Origin of the sequence: Oceanobacillus kapialis (assembly GCF_044790185.1) — a bacterium.
In the GTDB taxonomy this organism is placed as follows: domain Bacteria; phylum Bacillota; class Bacilli; order Bacillales; family Amphibacillaceae; genus Oceanobacillus_B; species Oceanobacillus_B kapialis.
Map to the genome: position 1 here is coordinate 1,182,249 of NZ_CP085256.1, position 22,349 is coordinate 1,204,597.

The window sequence follows — 22,349 nt, forward strand, 5'->3', positions numbered from 1 at the left end:
ATAATGATAAACTATTTGCAGATTAAATTGCAAGCGGAGGGACATCCATTGCCTGAGAAGAATATAACAACTGATTGGGATAGATATGATGAAACAATAGAAAAATTTATTCAGGTGATTGCCAAGAATATGAATTTGTATGGCATAACATCTTCCGTGGGCCGCTTATATGGGGTTCTATATTTTTCCGATAATCCTATGACATTGGATGATATGCGTGATGCTCTAAAGATGAGCAAAACAAGTATGTCTACAGGTGTTCGAGCATTATCTGACATGAAAATGGTAGAATCCACTTTTAGAAAGGGCACACGTAAGGACATGTATCAGTCAGAAGAAGATTGGTATAAATCCTTTACTTCTCTTTTTGGGAATCGCTGGCGCCAGCATACGGAAACAAATATAGAAGAGGCGGAGGAAACCATCGCCGAATTAGAAGCAATATTGGTTAGAACAGAAGATGATGACTTGACGCAGAAGATTACTGATGATATTGAACGCTTACGTTATGCACAAAATTATTACGAGTGGGTAATGAAGTTTATTCAAGTTGTCGAATCAGGGAAAATATTTGATTATATTCCTAAGAACAAATAACAGCGGGAGATTGACACATGGTAGGCATTAAGCCTGTTCTAAGTCAGTCTTCCTTTTTTAAACTTTTGACGGACAGTTATAAATCAAGATTAGCTACAAAGGGACGCACCATCACGAATTAGGATATGTTGTAGAAAAAAATAGAGCCAGGTGCAATTTTTAGCACGCTAGGTTTCCTTAAATATCGGGGGGAGAGGAAATGCAGCAAAAAGGAATAGGGTATGCAAATGTGGGGGAAGCCATTGACAGCTTCATGCTGATTAAAGAAGTAACAAAAGGAGTTACAAGTGGCGGAAAACCTTTCCTTACGTTAATACTAAGAGATGCAACAGGAGAAATTGATGCAAAACTTTGGGATGCTACAAAGGAAGATGAAGCACTTTTTACTCCTGAGAAAATTATAAAAGTTTCAGGAGAGATTAATCAGTTCAGAGGAAAACCTCAACTGAAAATACTTGCGGTTAGGCCTTCCCAACCAACAGATGATGTGCATGTGTCAGATTTTGTGGAGAAAGCACCAGTGAATAAAGATGCGCTTCAAGAAAAATTAACAGAAGCTATTTTTGAGATGAAGAATCCTACTTTACAGAGAATCGTCCGAGCTTTCATTAAAAAATATCAAGAAAATCTTCTTGTCTACCCAGCTGCCACAAAAAACCACCACGAATATGTTTCAGGTCTTGCACATCATATCGTTAGCATGCTGGCCATTGCGAGAGAGCTACACCAATTATATCCTGATCTAAATAGAGATTTGCTTTATGCAGGAATTATTCTACACGATTTAGGCAAATTAAAAGAGCTCTCAGGTATGGTAACGACTACTTATACGATAGAGGGAAAATTACTTGGTCATATACCAATGATGATAGAGGAAATCGGTATAATGGCAAGAGAACTGCAAGTTGAAGAGGAAGAAGAAGTTCTTATCCTGCAACATATGATCTTATCACATCACGGAAAGGCAGAATGGGGTAGCCCGAAACCGCCTTTAGTAAGAGAAGCAGAGGTTTTACACCTCATTGATCTAATGGATGCAAAACTTAATATGTTAAACCGAGCCCTAGATAAAACAAAACCAGGGGAATTTACGGAGAGAATGTTTGCAATGGATAATCGGGCTTTTTACAAGCCTCTATTTGAAGAATAAAGTAAACGGTCATTATTTATACTTCCAAGACATATATATCTGATAGAGAATATGGACAAGGAGGCCAAATAATGATTCTAGGAGTACCTTGGTGGGTTTTTGTATTGGTTATTCTAATCTTTTTGAGTGGATATATGGCATTACGGGCAATGCATGCAGAAAGAAAGTTAGAACAGCAGTTTATTGAAAAAGAAGGTAAAGTATATATGGATCGCTTGGAAGCAGAAAGAGTAAATAAGCGCCAACAGAAAGAACATATTTCCGATTAAGCGGAACAAAAGCGCGGCGCGCCGGTTTTAAGGAAGGCCGACTAAGAGCGCCCTGTCGTGAGGCAACGTCGCCATGACCCGGATCCTCCAGGCCCACGTATGGAGGTGAGGGTAGCCTCGCTAGTCTCTGGACACTGGAGCTGGATGTGGTTAATTCAGTTGTTTCGTTATCCACATCACTTATATCTTTTTATTCCTAGAGGAGAACAAAAGAGGATGCTCATCATATCAGGAGCATCCTCTTTTGGTTTTACTATTATTTAGCCTTGTGCTTCTTCTTGTTCTTTAGGGGCTTCGAAAATATCTTCTAATCCTTCAACTTTTACATCTTCTACGGAATCTCTAACCATTCCGTTGATTTTTTCCTGTGCGGCAGTAGGATCCATTTTTTGTGTAACAAGTTCACGACGTAAATCATCTTTTACTTCTTCAAATTCGCCGATGCTTTCTTCTTTCTCACGCTTGTCATTAACTTTAATAATATGGAATCCGTGCTGTGTTTGGACTGGGTCACTGATTTGGCCTTCTTCAAGGTTGTAGGCAGCATCTTCAAATTCAGCAACCATATCACCTGCAGAGAAATAACCAAGATTTCCACCATCTTCAGCAGTTCCATCAGTAGAATATTCTGCAGCAAGTTCAGCAAAATCACCGCCATTATCAAGCTTTTCTTTCACTTCATTTGCGGTTTCTTCATCTGCTACAAGAATGTGCGAAGCATCAATTTCTGTATTTTTACGATCATAGAGCTGTTGAAGCTCTTCGTCAGTTATTTCTATATCTTCTGAGACAGCGGCTTCTTGAAGCAAGCTCATTTCAACCACATCACGGAAGGCTTCTTCGCCACCGAACTGTTGGTTAACTGCTGTTTCATAATTTTCCCCTAATTGGTCCTTCATCTTTTGCACTTCGTTTTCTACATCTTCTTCTGTTACTTCATACTTGTCCTGCAATACTTCAACTGTAACTAGCTCACGAAGAACTTCCTCGCCGTAGCTATCTTTAAGTTTCTCATAAAATTGTTCTTTTGTAATATCTCCGGCAGCACTCTCTACGACTACTTCTGAATCAGCTTCGTCTGAGTTACAAGCAGAAAGAGTCAATACTCCTGCTGTCAGTGTTGCAGCAATTGCTAGTTTTTTCAATTATGAACACTCCTAATCTTTTCCTACTTTTTGTTTGTTACTATTGTTTAATATAACATATATTATGTATAAAAACATAGTTCTATTTTCAGTTTATACCATGACATTAAGCACACGAAGATAGGAACATACGAGTAGTATAAGGACCATAACATTGATCGTTCGGAAGACCTTCTTTTGCTTTAAGGATTCCATCTCCATTTTTTTGCAAAATCTATCTGTTAAGGAATTAAATATAAATAATACCAAAGCTGCGAACAGCAAATACATAATAAGCATAAAACAACCTCCTTGCTACCGTTAAACAATATAAAGTGAAACTTCTTTTCTTCTTATAATCCTATTCATAACTTTAACAAAAGATTATCAATCTGAACAGACAAATCACCTTAATGAGTGTTAGAAAACTAATTTAGTAACTTGAAAACTAGGTGATTAATATCGAAAGATGCTTCCCCGGTATGGATGAGGAAGCATCTTTGGGAAACACACTTATAGTCGAATTTTAAGGACAAAAAAACCTGGTACTTTAACCAGGCTTTAAGGCATTTTTTCCTTTATAAGAATATCAAATCCATCTTTTCGACTATCGATGAAACAGCTTTTTGGAGCTTTTCCAATATGGGCGATATATAAAAAGTCAATGTAAGACATACCGATGTGCAATGAAGTAAACATTAGAATATATACGGAGTAATCAGTGAACAGATAACTCGCGATAATTCCCGGAATACTGATTAGTATTGTTGGTGCAATGGCTACAATTAAAGAGACTTTTTTTGTCAGATGAAATTTCGTATAATAGTTAAAAACAGGTAATCTTCTATTTTTTATATTAAAAATAATTTTTAAGCGCTTATTTAGTATAATTAATGGAAGGATGTGCATTAAAGAATGCAATGCAGGTAATAACAGTAATGCCAGAATAAAAGGTAAAAAACCTGCCTCATCGACTTTATTGGTGCCTTGAGCAATCGTAATTGGAACGTAAAGAAAAATAAAGGACAGCAATCCGATCAAAAATGATAAAAAGTTAATACGATTGTTTCCAAATTCTTTCGTTAGGTTAATGGATTTCCAGCAATTCATTTTTGATCCCTCCTGTAAATTTCTTGTTGAGACTTTCAATCCCTCAAGAATAATAGTACGATTACAGAGAAAAATCAATAGTTTTTTGTGCATTTTTATAAAACATTTACAGGGGCGACTTTAGGTGTTCGTAAAAGGGGGTTCAACAGGGTGGAAAGATTGGATCAAAACGATAATGCTGCCTTTCATTTGCAATTGCTTTCAAAGGTAATGGATTTGAATCGATTCCCCATGATTAAGATGGTGCTTGAGAAAAATATAACACAATTAGAATATAAGGAATTATTGCAACTATTGAACAGGCTAAATGAAAAATATGAAGTACAACAAGAAGAAGGCCTGCTCCACTATAATTCGCTACTTGTGGAATTTGCGGGGATGCTGAATGAGAAGCTGGACCCGAATGAAACGATTTATGCATTACAAAAAGAGGGATACTATCCCTCTTTGATGGCTACTTTTATTAAAATTATAGAAGAAGACAAACAAAAATATAGACGACGGAAATCATAATAGTCCTCGTTTATATTTTTTTATTTGGCGTTAGCATACCTATTCCTGTCTCATTTGCCTAAATAGAAGCTCAACCTCGGTATGGAAATTAATAATGTCTTGAAGCTTATGTTTGATCTCCTTTAGCTCTAATTTCTCCGATTTACTTAACTCTCTTTCAATAGAAAGGTTTGTCTCCGCTAATGCATCTTTTTGATGGATGGCTGCATCAATCCATTTATTTATATAGGAGTTCATAAATGATTTGAATAACTGGGTGTTAGCCTGATACAAATCTTTACGTACTCCTTTTTTCCAGACTCTTGTCACAAGGTTTGACTCTGATAGCGCTCTCACGCCAGTGCTCATAGAAGTTTTGCTCTTTCCAAGTGCTTCGCTCATCTCATCTAGTGTTAAAGGTTTTCCATATAAATATAGATAGGCGAATAGCCTTGCTTCTAATGGTGTAAGGCCAAACATTTCTATTGTTTTTGAAAATTCGATCATAATTTCACTTCGTATACTTTCGTTATGAGGTACTTTCATAAAATCCTCCTCAGTCATGATATATAAAGGGTACACTAAAAAAACAATATTTAAAAATGTCATATTGGTTAGCATTTTGAAGTAAATTGAAGATATTTAAAGATATTGTTTAATTAAGTTCGTACAGTTTAAACTGTACGTAAAATATCAACAAAACTAATAAAATATAAAGTTTGTATTGTAAAGAAAATACCTATATAGTATTACAAGGAGAGCAGGACAGTACGGACTGACGGGAAATACTAGCATGGAACACCGGCTAGTTTCCTATCAGCTGTACTCGGACAAATACTAGTCACAAAGTACTGGTCCAATAATAATAGATTAAAGATGAGGTGAATAATGTGCCGGTAATTGAAGCAAAACAGTTATCAAAAGTGTTTGGCAAAAACCCTAAACAAGCGCTAAAACTTTTAGATAAAGGAGCTTCCAAAGAGCAAATACTAAAAGAAACTGGAAATACAGTAGGTGTCAACCGTGCTTCATTTTCTGTGGAAGCGGGTGAGATATTTGTCATTATGGGATTGTCCGGTAGTGGTAAGTCTACCTTAGTTCGATTAGTGAATCGCTTAATTGAACCGACAGAGGGAAGCCTTTATATTGACGGTGAAAACCTTGCTGAAATGGATAAGAAATCATTACGTAAAATACGACGTGAAAAGTTAAGCATGGTATTTCAGAAATTCGCGTTATTCCCATTCCGCACCATTTTGGAGAACGCCGAATATGGGTTAGAGATCCAAGATGTTCCGAAAGAAGAAAGGCAGAAAAAGGCTAAAGAGGCTTTAGAAATGGTTGGGCTTGGTGGCTATTTACATCAGAAACCTAGTCAACTATCGGGTGGTATGCAACAACGTGTTGGTTTGGCGAGGGCATTAGCAAACGACCCGGAAGTATTACTTATGGATGAGGCGTTTTCAGCGCTGGATCCACTTATTCGTAAGGAGATGCAGGATGAGTTGCTTGATCTGCAAACCACAATGAAGAAAACCATTCTCTTTATTACACATGATCTTGATGAGGCTCTTAGGCTTGGCGATCGTATCGCCCTAATGAAGGATGGGTCCATCGTACAAATTGGTACTCCTGAAGAGATTTTAGTTAATCCTGCAAATGACTATGTCGAAAAGTTCGTGGAAGATGTTGACCGTTCGAAGGTATTAACTGCACAAAACATTATGAAGCGTCCAGAAACGGTTAACATTGAAAAGCACGGGCCACGTGTTGCCTTGGAGCGTATGCGTGAAGAAGGTTTATCAAGTATGTTCGTCACCGACAGTAAACGTAACTTAAAAGGATATATTACAGCTGATGATGCTTCCGAGGCACGAAAAAAGGAAGTAGGTAATTTACAAGATATCTTGAAAAACGATATACCAAAAGTAGATAGAGAAACCCCACTCAAGGAAATATTTGATATTATTTATGATTCTCCGATACCTGTTGCCGTGGTCGAAGAAGGTAGATTGGTAGGAATCATTGTGCGTGGTGCAGTTATTGCTGCTCTTGCTGGAGAAGGCGAGGTGAACTTAGACGATGCTAAATAATATGCTTGACTTTATTCCGGAGATTCCCGTTGCTGAGGGAACAGAATGGTTTACAGATAAAATAACAGAAGCTTTTTCATTTTTATTTGAACCAATTAAAGAACACTTTGGCAACTTTATGGATTTTGTTTCTGAATCCCTAACAGCAGTACCACCTGTTATCATTATCCTTTTAGTGGCAGTGCTTGCATTCTTTATCTCAGGGAAAAAGCTGGGCCTTGCTGTTTTCTCCATTGTTGGTTTGTGGTTCATTTATAATCAAGGTTTATGGGAACATCTAATGAGTACATTTACGCTAGTACTAATCTCAAGTTTACTTTCTATTATAATTGGTGTTCCAATTGGGATACTTATGTCAAAAAGTAAGACTGCAGAATCTATTATTACTCCAATATTGGACTTTATGCAGACGATGCCTGCGTTTGTATATCTAATACCAGCTGTTGCTTTCTTTGGTATCGGAATGGTACCCGGGATCTTCGCATCATTAATTTTTGCAACGCCACCGACAGTTAGGTTTACAAATCTAGGTATCCGCCAAGTGTCAAATGAGTTAGTAGAAGCTTCCGAAGCATTTGGTAGCACAGGATCTCAAAAACTATTTAAGGTCGAACTACCTATGGCGAAAGCTACCATTATGGCTGGGATTAACCAGACTGTTATGCTTGCGCTCTCCATGGTTGTAATTGCATCAATGATCGGAGCACCAGGATTGGGGAGAGAAGTACTTTCTGCCCTGCAACGTTCCAACGTTGGTAATGGTTTTGTTGCTGGTGTAGGGATAGTTATTCTAGCAATCATAATCGATCGAATTACGCAAAATTTAAACAAGAGTAAGTAAATAGTTTGTTGGTGTCTTTTCGTTATGAAAAGTTTCCATATATATTAAATACTAGAAAAGGGGAGAGTTAGTTGTGATTAAATTTAACTGGAAACGTCTAGGACTTGTAACAGGTCTTTCATTATCATTGGTTGCTGCAGGTTGCGGCTCAGAGGATGAATCATCAAATGGTGGATCTGAAGAAGGATCAAAATCTGTGGGTGAAGGAAAAGAAATAGAACTAGCTTATGTAGAATGGGATTCTGAGGTAGCTTCTACAAATGTTATTGGGAAAGTGTTAGAAGACCAAGGCTATGATGTTACACTTACACCGCTTGATAATGCGGTAATGTGGGAAGCTGTAGCCAACGGCGAGGCTGACGGTATGGTTGCAGCATGGCTTCCAGCAACACATGAAGGGCAATATGCCGAATACGGTGACCAGGTAGTTGATCTTGGTACAAACCTAGAAGGAGCAAAAATTGGTTTAGTAGTACCAGAATATATGGATGTAAACTCTATTGCAGACCTTGATCAACAAGCTGAACAAACAATCACTGGTATTGAGCCGGGTGCTGGAGTTGTTGGAGCTGCTGAGCAAGCACTTGAAGATTATGGCAATCTAGAAGGCTGGGAAGTACAAACCTCTTCAAGTGGCGCTATGGCTACAGAGCTCGGATCTGCTATTGAAAACGAAGAAGAAATTATCGTAACTGGCTGGACGCCACACTGGAAATTCCAAGAGTACGAGTTGAAATATCTTGAAGATCCAGAAGGCTCTTTTGGTGAAGCAGAGACTATTGACACAATGGTTCGCCAAGGCTTAGAAGAAGAGCTTCCAAATGCTTATAAGATTCTAGACCAGTTTAACTGGACTACGGATGATATGGAGAAGGTAATGCTTGATATCTACAACGGAGCTTCCCCTGAAGACGCAGCAGCGACATGGGTAGAAGAAAACCAAGATAAAGTAGACGAATGGGTAGCAGGTGTAGAATAATTTAAGCAACAAATAATGAATAGGGCTGGTGTCTATTTGCCAGCCTCATTGTTTTGAACAAGGGTTAAGAAGAAACAAATTCAAATAGAAGGAGTGAAGCTTAATTTATGTTGAAAAATTCAAATAAACAATTATTTTTGATAACTGGTATGTTACTCGTTTTGTTTCTCGCTGCTTGTGGTTCAGGAAGTGATAGTGAGGAAAACACGGAAGAGAGTTCTGGTAGCTCTGTAAACGTTGGTGAAGAAGTAGACTATACGATCACTGGCATTGAGCCAGGAGCTGGAATCACTGTTACTACAGAAAAAGCTATTGAAGAATATGAGAACCTAGATGGCTGGCAGTTGGAACAATCCTCCACAGCAGCTATGGTTACAGAATTAGAGGAAGCTATAAACAATGAAGAACCAATAGTGGTTACGGGTTGGAACCCACATTGGATGTTTACAAAGTTCGATAACTTAAAATACCTAGAAGATCCAAAAGGGGTATATGGAGAAGTTGAGGAAATCAAATCGCTTGCACGAAAAGGCCTAGAAGAGGAAAAGCCGAATGCATATAAACTCATTGATCAATTTAATTGGTCAGTTGAAGATATGGAAAGTATAATGTACGAGTCCTCTGATTCAGGTGAAGAAATTTCAGCAGTTGCCCACCGATGGGTGGAAGATAATCCAGATAAGGTATCCGAATGGACAAAGGGTGTCGAAGATGTTGATGGTGTAGCAATAGAGCTTGTTTCCACTCCATGGGATTCTGAACGTGCTTCTGCAAATGTAGTGGCAGAGGTGTTGCGACAAAAAGGTTTTGAGGTCACAATTACTCCTGTAGATGTTGCTGTTATGTTTGAGGCAGTAGCAAATGGTGATGGAGACGCGACATTGGCAGCTTGGATGCCACAAACTCATGCGGACTTTTATGAAGACCATAAGGATAACTTTGTTGATCTAGGGGCGAATTTAGAAGGAGCTAAAATTGGTCTTGTAGTTCCTGAATATATGGAAGACGTTAATTCTATTGAGGACATTCAAGCAAAATAATCACACTTAAAAGCAGTTCATATTAGGTGAACTGCTTTTTTAGTTTATGATCTCTCCCAGAGCTTAACTCGGTTACTTTATTTGTGAAGATATAAAGCTAGCAGAAAAAATGCGCCTCAATTGTTTAGGTTTCTAACAATTGAGGCGCAGTACATGCTAGGTTGGCTATTTAACGCATACTAATTTTTTGTTTTCACCTTTGCCTCAAGATCTTTTAGGCTTAACTCAATTTGCTCCAGATATTGGTGAATATTTTCCTGATGCGGTTCCACGGTATCTTTCCATTCCTCGACGGATTTTTTCATTTCTTGGGTTAGTTCCTTGACTAATGCAGCACCTTCTTTTGAAGTTTCTTTCAACTGCTTTTTAAGTTTTAATCCATCCTGCTTTAGATTGGCAATCATGTCCTTCAATTCTGTACCTTGATTCTTTACACGGCTACGCACAGCGCTACCAGAAGAAGGGGTGGTAAGTAACGTAGCTGTTGCACTTATAGCACCGCCAACTACTAACCCTAATACTAATGATTTTACATTTGCCACTTTCATGCACTCCTTTCCCTACATTTAGGTTTTTCCTCTTTTTCCTCTCTTATCAAACATTTTACTATATGTATTTCAAAAAAATCCCCTGACAAACTAAGCTGCCAGAGGATTTTCTTCTTACGCGGTTGTTATAGGCTGTGACCTCTTCAAAATTCCCTCAACAACTGGATAAATAACAATCATAATGACTGTATTTACAGCGGCAGCAGGGAGTACTACAGTTAGTAATCCTGCGATAAATCCGCCTTCCATTGCGCCAAGGAAGAAAAGCACAACGCTAAGGAAGATTGCACCACTAATGATTGTTCCAACAGCAGTTAAAACAGGGGCGCTTATTTTGTTTTGAACCTTATCCTTTATAAGTAGATATAAAGCCAAAAACACAAGTGCTGTAATTGGTTTATCAATTAAATTGGCGATTTGTCCACCTGGCGCTTGAGTAGTTAATGCGGAAATGGCGCCTGTTGCAATTGCAAGTAACACAACATATTTTGGCTGGGGGAATAAAATAATACCAAGAAACATCATCGATAACAGCATATCTGGTTTAACTCCAAAAAAAACTCCTGGTATAACCGTATGCAATACCGTTCCGATTCCCACCAATAGTGACAAAATAACTAAAACCTTCGTATTCATTTTTACCTCTCCTCTTCTCTGCTTTCTCTGCTACATGAAATGTTTCATGTTTCACTCCTCAACTGTACACTCTTTGTCAGCTGCAGAAATGTAAGTTCATTATACCAAATACGTTAAAAAATATAAAGCACTTCTATTTATCACGTTTTACTGGCAGTAAGATCCCGGCGACCAACCGCCATTTAAGGTTCGATTTGTTTAACTATCATTTGGTGGGGGAGGAAGGGCCCCCATCAAACGAAGTACCTCTTTATTACGGTGTGCAACATGCACCCTACATAGCATGGCTAATCTCGTTCGCTATGTTTGCTAAGTCATCAGAGGTATATTCCTCAGAGTGAACAGTCCAATTAGACTTATATCCATCTCCCTCTCCATATCGAGGTATAATATGGATGTGTAAATGAAAAACAGACTGATCCGCTGGCTTTTCATTGTTGTTTAACAGGTTCATCCCAATTGGGTTATAAGTCTTCTTAATGGCATTAGCAATTCGTGGAACCCTTTCAAATAATTCACGCGCTATTTCTGGAGGTGTTTCATAAATATTTTTCGTGTGTTGTTTTGGTATGACGAGCGTGTGACCTTTGGTGACCTGGCTAATGTCTAAAAAAGCATAAACATGCTCATCTTCGTATACTTTAGCGGAAGGAATATCACCATTTACAATTTTACAAAAAATACAATCGTCGTGCGCCATTACTATTTCACCCCTTCATATTATTACTTTTTATTGTATAGAGGAAACAGTCTTAATGCAAAGAAACAGGCACCACTCATAAAGAGCGATGCCTGCGCTAAGAAGGACGAAGGTGTGTAACGAAAATGTGGGGACTTTGTAAACGTTTAGTTAATGCATGTGCATGAACTTTCGCTACGTAAACCTTTTTGTCAATATCTCAGAACACTTCTGGGATAAGCTGGCAAAAGGGTTCATTACATTTGGTTACCTTTCGCAAACACCTCATTTATGTCACAAAGATTATTTTTAGCGATCACGGATACCTCACAGTACCCTATACGAAATGCTTTCCGCTATTCGATCACCAACACCTCATTTGTGGTTTTAGAAATGAATTGATTGGAAACCTCCGTCCTTCAATAAATAGTGTGCGACTAAAAAAATATATTATGCAAGCATACGCGTTTTTTGTCAAAAATCAAGGTATAGTTTACTTTGGCATTCAATCCCCGTAATGATAAAATGTAGAGAGATGAAGAGGAGGAACCAGTGTGGAATCATTACTACATATTGAAAATTTACATGGTGGATATACCCATAAAAATGTTTTGCACGGCATCTCATTTGATGTGTACCCAAAGGAAATTGTTGGCTTAATCGGATTAAATGGGGCGGGGAAAAGTACAACAATTAAGCACATTATTGGGTTAATGCAAGCCAAAAAAGGTTCTGTTTCAATCAATGGAAAAACATTTCAGGAAAACCCGGCATCCTACCGAAACCAGCTTGGCTACATCCCTGAAATGCCAATTCTTTATGACGAGCTTACGTTACAGGAGCATTTAAAATTAACCGCGATGGCTTACGATATCTCTGAAGAACAGTTTGAGAAGCGTTTGCCCCCATTATTAAAAGAATTCAGAATGGAAAAAAGGCTGAATTGGTTTCCTGTCCACTTCTCAAAAGGGATGCGACAGAAAGTAATGATCATGTGTGCATTTTTAATTGAGCCCCCGTTATATATTGTGGACGAGCCCTTTGTTGGGTTAGACCCACTTGGTATTCAGTCTTACCTACAATTAATGGGTGAGATGAAAGAGAATGGTTCAGGAGTTTTGATGTCCACCCATATCCTTGCTACAGCAGAGCGCTATTGCGATCGCTTTGTTATTCTGCATGAAGGAGAAATCCGCGCAATGGGAACATTAGAGGAGCTACGCAACAGCTTTAATATGCCGCAAGCCACTTTAGATGACTTGTATATACAGTTAACGAAAGAAGAAGATAGCCATGTTTGATTCCCATGAATTTTATAAGAAACGGCTTTCTGAACATATCAAGGAGACAAGCCGTTATTTAAAGTATATTTTCAATGGGCATATCGCGATTGCTATGTTATTTTTTATTTCAGCGTTAGCGTATTATTACCAACAGTGGTTAATAGAGCTGCCTGATGATTTTCCAACAGCAATCATTATGGGCGCTTTTCTCGGACTGCTAGTGAGCTATAGCCCTGTCCGTACATTACTTAAAGAGCCTGACCTTGTATTCTTAATCGCTGCTGAAACAAAAATGCATGCGTATTTTCGAAATTCTATCATATACAGCTTTGTTATTCAGTTGTACTTAGTGCTGTTAGTAGCAGCGGCATTTGGTCCGCTTTATTTTGCTTCTTTTCCAGGCAGAAGTGGACAGATGTACCTTTTAAGTATTGCTATTGTTTTAGTGTTTAAGGTAGGTAATTTAATTGCGAATTGGTGGATGTTAAAGGTCCGCGAGCCTGGGACGAGACGACTTGATTTAGTTGTAAGAACTGTTTTAAACATGGTTGTCTTTTATTTTATCATTAGTGGCAATATGCTGATGGCAGGAATAACCTCGGTTATTTTCGCGCTATTATTTCTTTATGATTTAAGTGTTTCCAGAAAACAGGCAGGTATTGTATGGGACCTTCTTGTGGAAAAAGACCAAAATCGTATGCAAACCTTTTACCGTATTGCGAATATGTTTGCCGATGTACCACATTTAAAAAATCGTGTGAAAAAGCGTCAATGGCTGGTTTCACTGGTAAGTAATTTTTCCGTTGATAAAAAAAATACATTTGATTTTTTATATCGAATTACGTTCATCCGCAGTGGAGATTACCTTGGAATGTATGTGCGTTTAATAGCGATTGGTGGATTAGCCATTTATTTTATTCCAAATTTATGGATGAAGGTTCTTTTTACAATCCTATTTCTTTATTTAAGTTGTTTCCAAATGATGACGATCTACCATCATCACCGTACTAATATATGGCTTGATATTTATCCTGTGGATGAAAAACCAAAACAACAGGCCGTTCTGAAATTATTATATCAGCTTTCCATTTTACAGGCAGTGATTTTTTCCCTGATCTTTCTATTCATGCAAGCCTACGCGGGTTTCGGCATCTCCTTGCTTGGTGGAATACTGTTTGCTATTTTGTTTATTCAAGGTTATGTGAAGCGTAAGCTCGTTTAATTACCAAAAAGCCTGCTAACAGTTTGTGCTGTCAGCAGGCTTTTTCCCGCCTTAACCGGCTTTAAGACCCCAGGGACCACTGTCAGTACAGGGTTTATTTTGGTGGCGGATATAGTGATTCTCCACCAAATGAAGTTTCACTCTATCTTAAGAGCGCTCTTGATAAGCCATATATGCAGTAATTAAGGTTTTTGCAGCGATGGGTAATGCACGCTCGTCAATATCAAATTTAGGGTGATGGTGCGGGTAAGGGTTCCCCTCTAAATTGGCACCAGTGAAGAAATAAGCCCCTGGTTTATGAAGCGTATAATACGCAAAATCTTCGCCGCCCATTACCGGGACGACTGTTTCACGAGTATGGATTTCACTAATTGCTTCACTTGCTTCCAATACTAAAGCTGCTTCCTCTGCATGGTTGACTAGTGGTGGATAGCCTTTTGTATAGTCAAAGGTGTAATCTGCATCATTTGAAATACATACCCCTTTTATGATTTTCTCCATTTCCGCAATAAGGTCATCTTGTATAGCAGGGTTCAAATAGCGTACAGTTCCCGTCAAAGTGGCTTTATCTGCGATAACATTAAACGCTTTTCCTGCTTCAAAAATACCTACTGTTACAACTGCTGTATCCAATGGATCGAGTCTGCGGGATACTATTTGCTGCAACTGTGTAATCAGTTGTGCTGCAATTACAATAGAATCCTTTGTTTCATGAGGGTATGCACCATGCCCGCCTAACCCTTGGATCGTGATGGTGAAACGATCAGCGCCAGCCATGAATACATCCTTTGAGGTTTGCAATACTCCAAGTGGCGTTGTAGCCCATAAGTGTGTACCGAATACAGCATCGACATGGTCGATAGCGCCTGACTCTACAATTGGTTTCGCTCCCCCAGGTGCATATTCTTCTGCATGTTGATGTAAAAATTCTATCGTTCCGGGAAGTTCATCCTGATACTCTTTCATTGCTTTAGCTAATGTAAGCAAGGATGCGGTATGCCCATCATGGCCACATGCGTGCATTACACCATCCACCTTTGACTTATAAGGTACGTCCTTTTCGTCCTGAATAGGTAATGCATCAAAATCCGCTCGGAGTGCAATCGTCTTACCAGGTTTGCCTCCCTTTAACGTAGCGATTACCCCATTGCCTCCTACACCTGTTTTGTAGGGGATGCCTAACGCTTCATAATAATCCGCTATGTATTTGGCCGTTTTGGTTTCCTGAAAGGATAATTCAGGGTGCTGATGTAAATATCTTCTGATCTCAACCATTTCCTCATACAAGTTGTCAATGGATGTATGGATGTTTTGTAACATTTGAATCCCCCTTGATGAATTTCTAACTATTATAACATTTCAGAGCAAAAGTAGGGGATGGAAATGTTTGAGCTGAATATATTATAAAAAATGGCATAAATAAAAACCCCATAGATCTCGGCTAATTGTCGACCTATTGGGGTTAGAGAAAGGTAACGTTTTTATACTATTGAGATAATCGAGGATCTTCTAAGAGACGTTCTATCTCTTCTTTATGATGGGTCTCATCGGAAATAAGATCCTCAAGTTTCACGACTAGCTCTGTGAAACCGAGGTTTTCTGCTTGTTTTTTCCGTTCTTCATAACGCTCAATTGTATCTGATTCAGATTGAAGAGCCGCTTTTAGAAGTTCTTTTACTTCAGTTGGCTGGGGAATCTCTGCTGCTTTCGTAGTCGGAGTGCCTCCAAGGGATTTTATTTTCTCTGATAAATAAAGTGCGTGACCTAGTTCATCATTGATCTCTGACTCGAAAAAGGGCTTCAAAGCAGAGCGGTATAACCCTGAAACTACAGAAGCACTGTACGTATACTGGATAGCTGCACCATATTCATTAGCTAAATCTACATTTAAACCATCGATTAATTGCTGTAATTCTTTTTCCATTATTATCCCGCCTTTAAATATTTTTTCTCCATATCTACTTTTCCCTCTTCAGTTTTTTTGAAACCATATTTAGGGTATTATGAGAAGAGGAGGGATAATCGAATGCGATCTAAAAAAACGTATTTATTACTATTGTTACTTGCTGTAGTAGCAATAATAATTGGTTTATGGATAGCGCGAATCATAGCAGGTACCTTGCCTTATTTAGATCAATGGACAAGGGATCCCGTGGAAGGACTTGCGGTGGATTCCGTTTTATATACTCTTTTTCGATGGATTACAGAATTAGGGTCATCCCATTTTCTCATCCCATTTGTCGTCATTATGTCCGCTATTCTTTATTGGGTATACCGACGCATTCTACCTGTAGTCATCTTCGCTGGTGGTACGTATGGTAGTCACTTAATAAATGTTTTTATTAAGCATATAGTGGAGCGTGAACGACCAAGCATACTTGTTGCAGCGAATGCGGAAGGATATAGTTTTCCATCTGGACATGCAATGATTTCAATGGCATGCTATGGCTTACTGGCATACTTCATTGTTCAAATCGTAAATAATAAGACAGCCAAAAGGCTAATTCAAGCGGGTCTTGCTTTTATAGTTCTCTTAATAGGGGCAAGCAGGTATGTCATTAACGTGCATTATCTAACCGATGTCGTAGCTGGTTTTATATTAGGTTATCTATGGGTGCTTCTTATGATATTCCTCTATGAGCGAATTAGGTCAACGACAAATCGGGTGTGATCTAGATAAGGACATGGTCTTGTTGCTTAAAATCTCAGTCTTCAGGCGGAGATTAAAGCAATCTGCAGACCGTACCTCTCTTTTCATTGATCGCTTATGATGAGTAGGAGATCAATTGAGGGAGGTATTTTTAATGAGTGTAACAGCAACACATCAAGAAGCATTGCCTGTACCATTGATTAAAAATCGGAATTTTCTGCTTTTGTTTTTCAGTGCTTTTCTTTCTTCTCCTGGCTATTACGTTTATTTAATTGGAGCAGAGTGGTTAATGTTATCGTTAAGTGACAATCGTTTTTATTTTGGTATGCTCTTTCTTGGAGCTTCCATTCCAAGGTTACTACTATTGTCTACAGGGGGAGTCGTCGCCGATCGATTTAATAAGCGTTTCATTTTGTTCTTGTCTGATCTGGCCAGGGTAATCCTAATTATCGTTTTAATAGCATTTTTGCTTACGGATACGGTTACAGCCTGGCATCTTATCACACTAGCCGCTTTATTCGGTATATCGGATGCATTTAGTTATCCTGTCATTAACTCTTTAACCCCAATGGTCTTGGAGAAAGACCAGCTACAACGCGGAAACTCTCTAATCCAGATGACGGCTCAAATCAGTCCTATAGCCGGTCCTGCTCTCGGTGGAACGCTAATTGCAGTCTTGGGCTTTACAGGTGTCTTTATGGTAGCTATGTGTATGTTGCTGGTGGCTTCCATTATTGTGTTATTTATTCGGTTGAAAAAAGAAGATGAAGAAGAAAAAGTAATACAAACACTTTGGGCCGATTTAAAAGAAGGGTTTGTTTATGCTAAGAAAAACCATCTTATTATCTCTGTTGTTTCTATGGCTTTCTTTCTCAATTTCTTTTTTACCGGCCCGTTTACTATTGGGATCCCGATTATCGTAAAGGATATATTTGAAGGAAGTGCAGTCAGTTTAGCGATGGTTCAAACAGCGATGGGAGTAGGAGCACTGTTAGGTGCTGTGTTTTTAGCAGTAGTTTCCTTGAAAAAACCAGGTAAGGCTATTATATGGGGATTAGTTGGCCTTGGCCTTATCTATACGACGATTGGCTCTTCTTCCGTTCTGCTCTTAACGGTGATACTCGTATTGGTAATGGCGTTTGTTATGCAAGTGGTTAATATCCCTATCATGACACTGCTTCAACAGACTACTGAGAAACGTATGCTTGGCAGAATGATGAGCTTACTAATGACAGTTTCGACAGGTTTGGTGCCAATTTCCTATGCAGCTACGTCACTCCTTATTGCAATAGGTGTAGAAATACAAGCGATCATTATCGTGAGTGGAATTATCATTACAGGAATTGCATTAAATACTTTAAGAAATAAACGGTTAAAAGCGTTTGTTACTTCATGAAAATTTAGAAACTTAATGCTTAGTTTGCAAACAAATACAATTATCTAGAAAGAAGAGGGACATTAGAATGAAAGGATTCGTACGTTATTTTCTAGCAGTATTGCTAATTGCATTAGGTGTCATGTTAGTTTTATCAAATATTGGATTACTTGCATTTGACTTTAACTCTGCATGGCTCTATATATACCCGGCCTTCTTTGTCGTAATTGGGTGGAAATGGCTATGGGATTATTGGAAAAGGCGAGGCGGGAGTTGGATATTTGGTTCTTTATTTCTAATTGCCGGGATCTTACTTCTGCTTGATCGATTTGAAATTATTTCTTTTACGTTTGGGGATATTTTTAAATTGTGGCCACTCTTGATTATCTATGTGGGCTTCCTGCTGATAGGAAGGAAAAACTCGGTTATCGTAGTCAAAAGTAAAAAGGATAAAGATTCTTCAACCAAATCAAGTTCCACTAATTCCTCTTTTTTTTCTGTAGGGAGTTATGAGTACACCGATCCTAACTGGAAGCTTGAACCAATCAATATTAGTAATATGGCTGGTGATTTTTATTTTGATTTCTCGAAGGCCTTTATTCCAGAGAAAAAAACACCCGTGTCCATTAATTCGCTTGCAGGGGATGTAACCATTATAATTCCCGAGGATGTCGCCTTTAGAGTGCACGCTTCTGTTAAGGCAGGGGATATTGAGGTGGTGGGGAAAAATGTGGATGGGATCAATCGGTCTCTTGATTTCGAGACAGATGGCTACGAGGATGCAGTACAGAAAATTGATTTTCATATCCGATTAAAGGCCGGTTCCATTAGAATTGATTATGTATAGAAGGGGAGCATGTTTATGAATAACCGCTTTTCAAGTATCCGTTATAGCTATATACGTTCACATTTATATGGCGTTTTCCTTACAACGGTGACCATTCTGTCTATCATGCTCTCCATCTATGTTTTATTTGAACCGGAATGGCTAACACCGCATAGTATTTTTCTATTTATCTCTTTATATATCGTTCTTGCAATAATTATTTCCTTATATACAGGATTTAAATCTAGTGGGGATATGAAGGAGCGACTTGATTACCTATCTGTCCTGATTACACAATTTGCTAATGGAAATTATCAATCGAAGGTTTATTTTAATGAAGAGGATGAGTTGGCGCGTATTGGCAACGAATTAAACGATCTTGGGGAAAAACTGCAGAGCCAAGTGAAATCTTTACAGCGCATGGCGGACGAAAAAGCGGATTATGCAAAATCAGCACATAAGGCAGCTGTTATTGAAGAAAGACAGCGGCTAGCAAGGGACCTTCACGATGCTGTTAGCCAGCAACTATTTGCACTAACTATGATGTCTGAGGCAGCGTTAAAACAATTAGATAAAAATCCTCACACAGCTAAAAAGCAAATGGAGGAAGTTGCTAAATCTGCCTTACAATCTCAGACAGAGATGCGAGCACTCCTATTACATTTACGGCCTGTCCATTTATCAGGTGATTCCTTAGCAGTTGGCGTAAAGAAACTTATAGGAGAGTTAAAGCAAAAAAGTAATACACAGTTTCAAATGGCGATAGAGGAGGAGCTTACACTAACGGAGACGGTAGAGGATCATGTCTTTCGTATTATTCAAGAGGCGCTCTCTAACATCTTGCGACACGCTAATGCAACGGAAGTAAAGTTGGAAATTTTTAAGCGAGCTAATGAATTGTTTATCCATATTCGGGATAATGGGGAAGGCTTTGAAGTTAATGAAAGAGTGGAGAACAAAGCTTCTTATGGCTTAAAAACCATGCGAGAACGGGCAGAAGAGCTTGGGGGGACATTTGTCATCCGCTCGGACCAAAACGAAGGGACACATATTACCATTCGCATACCAAGTTAAGTGTAAAAGGGGAGAATATGATGATACGAGTTTTTGTTGTCGATGATCATGAAGTGGTTCGTAAAGGAATAATTGCCTATTTACAAACAGATGATGATATTGAAGTGATTGGGGAGGCCTCTAGTGGCAATGAAGGAGCACAACTCGTGCTGGAGGCAAAGCCAGATGTCGTGCTCATGGATTTAATGATGGAAAATGGCTCTGGAATTGATGCAACAAAACAAATATTAGGTATTAATGCTTCTATTAAAATTATTATTCTAACAAGCTATTATGATGATGAACAGGTTTTCCCTGCTATTGAAGCAGGTGCGTTCAGTTATTTATTAAAGACCTCTTCCGCGACAGATATTTTAACTGCTGTAAAAAAGGCAGCTGCTGGTGAAAATGTCATTGAACCGAAAGTAGCCGGTAAGATGCTGACAAGCTTTCGGCCAGAAGAGAAAAAGCTTCATGATGATTTAACGGAAAGAGAAAAAGAAGTGTTGCTTTGTATTGGGAATGGCATGACAAATCAAGAAATAAGTGAAAAACTTTACATCGGTATTAAAACGGTTAAAACTCATGTAAGTAATATTCTATCTAAACTAGAAGTTCATGACCGGACACAAGCAGCGGTGTATGTACATAAACAACAACTTATGAAAGAATAGTAGTTGGAAATGGAATATAAGCAGGAGAAAAAAGGAGACAATCCCTTTGTTTTTTTGTCTGGACATTTGTATAATACGATTGTAACGAATAAATGAGAGGATTACAAAAATGGCTAATTTAACGAAGAAAGCGGAAAACCTCTTGCTCCTTATTTGGGCACAGGCTTTTACAGCTCTTGCAGGGAGTTTATTTTTCTCGGAAATAATGGGCTACACGCCGTGCGAGCTTTGTTGGATTCAACGAATTCTCATGTATCCACTCGTGATTATCTATGGGGTGGCCGCTTTTAAGAAACAAGTTTCTATAGCATTACCGGGTTTAATTTTAAGCGGCATTGGTATGTTGGTATCTACTTATCATTATTTAGTACAAAAGCTTCCTGCCTTGCAACAAGCAGGGGATGCGTGTGGCTTGGTTCCTTGTAATCTTGCATATGTGAATTACTTCGGATTTATTACCATTCCATTTCTTGCAGGCATCGCTTTTATTGTTATTTTCGTATTACACGTGTTATTAATTAAAGAAATAAAGGAGCGTAAATAATGCAGAAGAAAATTCTCGTCTTTGTTGGTGTTATTGTACTACTATTTGTAGGCCTATATGTTGTTATAGAATATAAGAATAACCAGGCGGTAGAAAATAGTGATAATCCGTATGGGGATAAAGAATTACATCAAGGTACTATTGATCAGCTTGATGATCCAAATTATGGCAATCAGATAATGCCCGACGAATTGAGCGAGAGTATAGAAAGCGGAGACCCAGTAACCGTGTATTTCTATGATCCGCTTTGTGTTCATTGTCAGAATACAACGCCTTATCTTGTGCCGCTTGCAGAAGATAATAATGTGGATATGAAGAAAATGAACCTTCGTGAATTTCAGGATCAGTGGAACGCTTACGGCATAGAATCCACGCCAACCCTTATCCACTTTGAGAATGGAGAAGAACAAGGAAGAATTGTTGGACAACGACCAGAAGGAGAATTCCAGCAATTTTTTGATCAATATGTAGTAGCGGAATAACAGGATTTTTAAATTATTTCTATACCATATTTCGCTGTAAAACGGCCGGACATATCCAATATGGAGTATGTCCGGCTTTTGTTTAACATCTAAGGTTAAGCATTATCTTTATCAAACATATGATAAGCAGTGGTAAATGGTTTATCTGCATAGTATGCAGGTGGTTTTGTAGATTGCCCTTTATGAGATTGCTTAAAATGCTCGGAGTTTTTCCAGTTCTCGAAATCCTGAGCGGAACGCCATTGTGTAAACACGACATAAGTGTTGCCATTCAGCGGTTTTAGAAATCGATAGGCATGAAAGCCAGGCATCATATCGATATTATTTTCTCCTTGCATAAACCGCTTCTCAAAAGTAGCCTGCCCATCTTCTACTACTGGAATGTTGTTCATTACAACATAGCCGTCTTCCGAAATGGCTCCTTTTTCAAGAAGGATGTCATAATCACGTCCAGCATTAAAGATACTCTTTCCATTTCCTTCATAATAAGCTAAGGCTCCACTATTACTCGTCATGAAATAAAAATCAATATCTTTATGCTTCTCCTCAAGCTTCAGCAGAAAGTCAATTGTTCCATTTGTCATATATGCATTCATTAATCCCACCCTTTCTTCCATCACTACTATTATATTACCCTATGATTCGTGTAGTTAGTCAAATGATTAATTAAAATAATTATCAA

27 protein-coding genes are annotated in these 22,349 nt (G+C 38.5%); 17 read left to right on the plus strand and 10 right to left on the minus strand.

Going from position 1 to position 22,349, the window contains the following annotated elements; all coding sequences use genetic code 11:
• Positions 1-3 precede the first annotated feature (3 nt).
• The 3 genes from LG273_RS06215 (at position 4) to LG273_RS06225 (ending at position 2,016) form a co-directional block, all read left to right on the plus strand.
• Positions 4-597: a GbsR/MarR family transcriptional regulator gene (locus tag LG273_RS06215; protein ID WP_404458689.1), complete on the plus strand. Its 594-nt coding sequence runs from the start codon at positions 4-6 to the stop codon at positions 595-597.
• A gap of 199 nt (positions 598-796) precedes the next feature.
• Complete coding sequence (gene yhaM, locus LG273_RS06220) at positions 797-1,747, plus strand: 3'-5' exoribonuclease YhaM (RefSeq protein ID WP_404458691.1); 951 nt, start codon at positions 797-799, stop codon at positions 1,745-1,747.
• A 71-nt stretch (positions 1,748-1,818) separates the two neighbouring features.
• Positions 1,819-2,016: a sporulation YhaL family protein gene (locus LG273_RS06225; protein WP_404458693.1), complete on the plus strand. Its 198-nt coding sequence runs from the start codon at positions 1,819-1,821 to the stop codon at positions 2,014-2,016.
• 260 nt (positions 2,017-2,276) lie between these two features.
• On the opposite strand, the gene LG273_RS06230 is transcribed toward LG273_RS06225, so the two are convergent.
• From LG273_RS06230 to LG273_RS06240, 3 genes are all read right to left on the minus strand, one after another.
• Positions 2,277-3,161, minus strand: a complete 885-nt coding sequence (locus LG273_RS06230) for a peptidylprolyl isomerase (protein WP_379563372.1) — start codon at positions 3,159-3,161, stop codon at positions 2,277-2,279.
• A 93-nt stretch (positions 3,162-3,254) separates the two neighbouring features.
• Complete coding sequence (locus LG273_RS06235) at positions 3,255-3,440, minus strand: hypothetical protein (protein WP_379563374.1); 186 nt, start codon at positions 3,438-3,440, stop codon at positions 3,255-3,257.
• A 261-nt stretch (positions 3,441-3,701) separates the two neighbouring features.
• On the minus strand, positions 3,702-4,250 hold the full coding sequence (locus LG273_RS06240; protein ID WP_379563376.1) for a DUF3267 domain-containing protein: 549 nt from the start codon (positions 4,248-4,250) through the stop codon (positions 3,702-3,704).
• Between the two features lie 150 nt (positions 4,251-4,400).
• On the opposite strand from LG273_RS06240, the gene LG273_RS06245 reads away from it, so the two are divergent.
• Positions 4,401-4,763 (plus strand): DUF1878 family protein, encoded by a 363-nt coding sequence (locus LG273_RS06245; RefSeq protein ID WP_379563378.1) that lies wholly within the window; start codon positions 4,401-4,403, stop codon positions 4,761-4,763.
• A 39-nt stretch (positions 4,764-4,802) separates the two neighbouring features.
• Here the strand turns inward: LG273_RS06245 and LG273_RS06250 are convergent, their stop codons facing one another.
• The gene (locus tag LG273_RS06250; protein ID WP_404458696.1) at positions 4,803-5,288 is read right to left on the minus strand and encodes a GbsR/MarR family transcriptional regulator; all 486 of its coding nucleotides are present in this window, start codon (positions 5,286-5,288) and stop codon (positions 4,803-4,805) included.
• A gap of 344 nt (positions 5,289-5,632) precedes the next feature.
• Here LG273_RS06250 and LG273_RS06255 point away from each other — a divergent pair, with 344 nt between their 5' ends.
• The 4 genes from LG273_RS06255 to LG273_RS06270 all read left to right on the plus strand — a co-directional run bounded on the left by LG273_RS06255 (position 5,633) and on the right by LG273_RS06270 (position 9,695).
• The gene (locus tag LG273_RS06255) at positions 5,633-6,835 is read left to right on the plus strand and encodes a glycine betaine/L-proline ABC transporter ATP-binding protein (RefSeq protein WP_404458697.1); all 1,203 of its coding nucleotides are present in this window, start codon (positions 5,633-5,635) and stop codon (positions 6,833-6,835) included.
• On the plus strand, positions 6,825-7,676 hold the full coding sequence (locus LG273_RS06260) for an ABC transporter permease (RefSeq protein ID WP_404458698.1): 852 nt from the start codon (positions 6,825-6,827) through the stop codon (positions 7,674-7,676). The genes LG273_RS06255 and LG273_RS06260 overlap by 11 nt, the downstream gene beginning before the upstream one ends.
• 73 nt (positions 7,677-7,749) lie before the next feature.
• Positions 7,750-8,655, plus strand: coding sequence for a glycine betaine ABC transporter substrate-binding protein (locus LG273_RS06265; RefSeq protein ID WP_379563385.1), 906 nt, complete (start codon positions 7,750-7,752; stop codon positions 8,653-8,655).
• Positions 8,656-8,762: 107 nt separating this feature from the next.
• Positions 8,763-9,695 (plus strand): glycine betaine ABC transporter substrate-binding protein, encoded by a 933-nt coding sequence (locus tag LG273_RS06270; RefSeq protein WP_404458700.1) that lies wholly within the window; start codon positions 8,763-8,765, stop codon positions 9,693-9,695.
• 179 nt (positions 9,696-9,874) lie between these two features.
• Here LG273_RS06270 and LG273_RS06275 read toward each other — a convergent pair whose 3' ends face one another.
• From LG273_RS06275 to LG273_RS06285, 3 genes are all read right to left on the minus strand, one after another.
• Complete coding sequence (locus LG273_RS06275; RefSeq protein WP_379563389.1) at positions 9,875-10,237, minus strand: YtxH domain-containing protein; 363 nt, start codon at positions 10,235-10,237, stop codon at positions 9,875-9,877.
• 120 nt (positions 10,238-10,357) lie between these two features.
• On the minus strand, positions 10,358-10,879 hold the full coding sequence (locus LG273_RS06280) for a tryptophan transporter (RefSeq protein WP_379563391.1): 522 nt from the start codon (positions 10,877-10,879) through the stop codon (positions 10,358-10,360).
• Between the two features lie 274 nt (positions 10,880-11,153).
• Positions 11,154-11,579 carry an HIT family protein gene (locus LG273_RS06285; protein ID WP_379563393.1) on the minus strand — a complete coding sequence of 142 codons (426 nt, stop codon included), beginning with the start codon at positions 11,577-11,579 and terminating at the stop codon, positions 11,154-11,156.
• A 533-nt stretch (positions 11,580-12,112) separates the two neighbouring features.
• Here LG273_RS06285 and LG273_RS06290 point away from each other — a divergent pair.
• Both LG273_RS06290 and LG273_RS06295 read left to right on the plus strand, forming a co-directional pair.
• Positions 12,113-12,859 (plus strand): ABC transporter ATP-binding protein, encoded by a 747-nt coding sequence (locus LG273_RS06290; RefSeq protein WP_379563395.1) that lies wholly within the window; start codon positions 12,113-12,115, stop codon positions 12,857-12,859.
• Positions 12,852-14,063: an ABC transporter permease gene (locus LG273_RS06295; protein ID WP_404458703.1), complete on the plus strand. Its 1,212-nt coding sequence runs from the start codon at positions 12,852-12,854 to the stop codon at positions 14,061-14,063. Before LG273_RS06290 ends, LG273_RS06295 begins: the two co-directional genes overlap by 8 nt.
• 147 nt (positions 14,064-14,210) lie before the next feature.
• Here LG273_RS06295 and LG273_RS06300 read toward each other — a convergent pair whose 3' ends face one another.
• Positions 14,211-15,383, minus strand: coding sequence for a M20 family metallopeptidase (locus LG273_RS06300; protein WP_404458705.1), 1,173 nt, complete (start codon positions 15,381-15,383; stop codon positions 14,211-14,213).
• 166 nt (positions 15,384-15,549) lie between these two features.
• Complete coding sequence (locus LG273_RS06305; RefSeq protein WP_379563399.1) at positions 15,550-15,987, minus strand: ferritin-like domain-containing protein; 438 nt, start codon at positions 15,985-15,987, stop codon at positions 15,550-15,552.
• 102 nt (positions 15,988-16,089) lie between these two features.
• On the opposite strand from LG273_RS06305, the gene LG273_RS06310 reads away from it, so the two are divergent.
• The 7 genes from LG273_RS06310 (at position 16,090) to LG273_RS06340 (ending at position 21,667) form a co-directional block, all read left to right on the plus strand.
• Positions 16,090-16,734 (plus strand): phosphatase PAP2 family protein, encoded by a 645-nt coding sequence (locus LG273_RS06310; RefSeq protein ID WP_404458707.1) that lies wholly within the window; start codon positions 16,090-16,092, stop codon positions 16,732-16,734.
• Positions 16,735-16,867: 133 nt separating this feature from the next.
• Positions 16,868-18,109 (plus strand): MFS transporter, encoded by a 1,242-nt coding sequence (locus LG273_RS06315; RefSeq protein ID WP_404458709.1) that lies wholly within the window; start codon positions 16,868-16,870, stop codon positions 18,107-18,109.
• A gap of 67 nt (positions 18,110-18,176) precedes the next feature.
• Positions 18,177-18,935 (plus strand): cell wall-active antibiotics response protein LiaF, encoded by a 759-nt coding sequence (liaF, locus tag LG273_RS06320; protein ID WP_404458711.1) that lies wholly within the window; start codon positions 18,177-18,179, stop codon positions 18,933-18,935.
• 15 nt (positions 18,936-18,950) lie between these two features.
• On the plus strand, positions 18,951-19,988 hold the full coding sequence (locus LG273_RS06325) for a histidine kinase (protein ID WP_404458713.1): 1,038 nt from the start codon (positions 18,951-18,953) through the stop codon (positions 19,986-19,988).
• Positions 19,989-20,008: 20 nt separating this feature from the next.
• Positions 20,009-20,641, plus strand: coding sequence for a response regulator (locus LG273_RS06330; protein WP_379563409.1), 633 nt, complete (start codon positions 20,009-20,011; stop codon positions 20,639-20,641).
• 109 nt (positions 20,642-20,750) lie between these two features.
• Positions 20,751-21,185 carry a disulfide oxidoreductase gene (locus tag LG273_RS06335; protein ID WP_404458715.1) on the plus strand — a complete coding sequence of 145 codons (435 nt, stop codon included), beginning with the start codon at positions 20,751-20,753 and terminating at the stop codon, positions 21,183-21,185.
• Positions 21,185-21,667, plus strand: coding sequence for a thioredoxin family protein (locus LG273_RS06340; protein ID WP_404458717.1), 483 nt, complete (start codon positions 21,185-21,187; stop codon positions 21,665-21,667). The genes LG273_RS06335 and LG273_RS06340 overlap by 1 nt, the downstream gene beginning before the upstream one ends.
• A 95-nt stretch (positions 21,668-21,762) precedes the next feature.
• On the opposite strand, the gene LG273_RS06345 is transcribed toward LG273_RS06340, so the two are convergent.
• Positions 21,763-22,263, minus strand: coding sequence for an antibiotic biosynthesis monooxygenase family protein (locus LG273_RS06345; protein ID WP_404458719.1), 501 nt, complete (start codon positions 22,261-22,263; stop codon positions 21,763-21,765).
• Positions 22,264-22,349 lie beyond the last annotated feature (86 nt).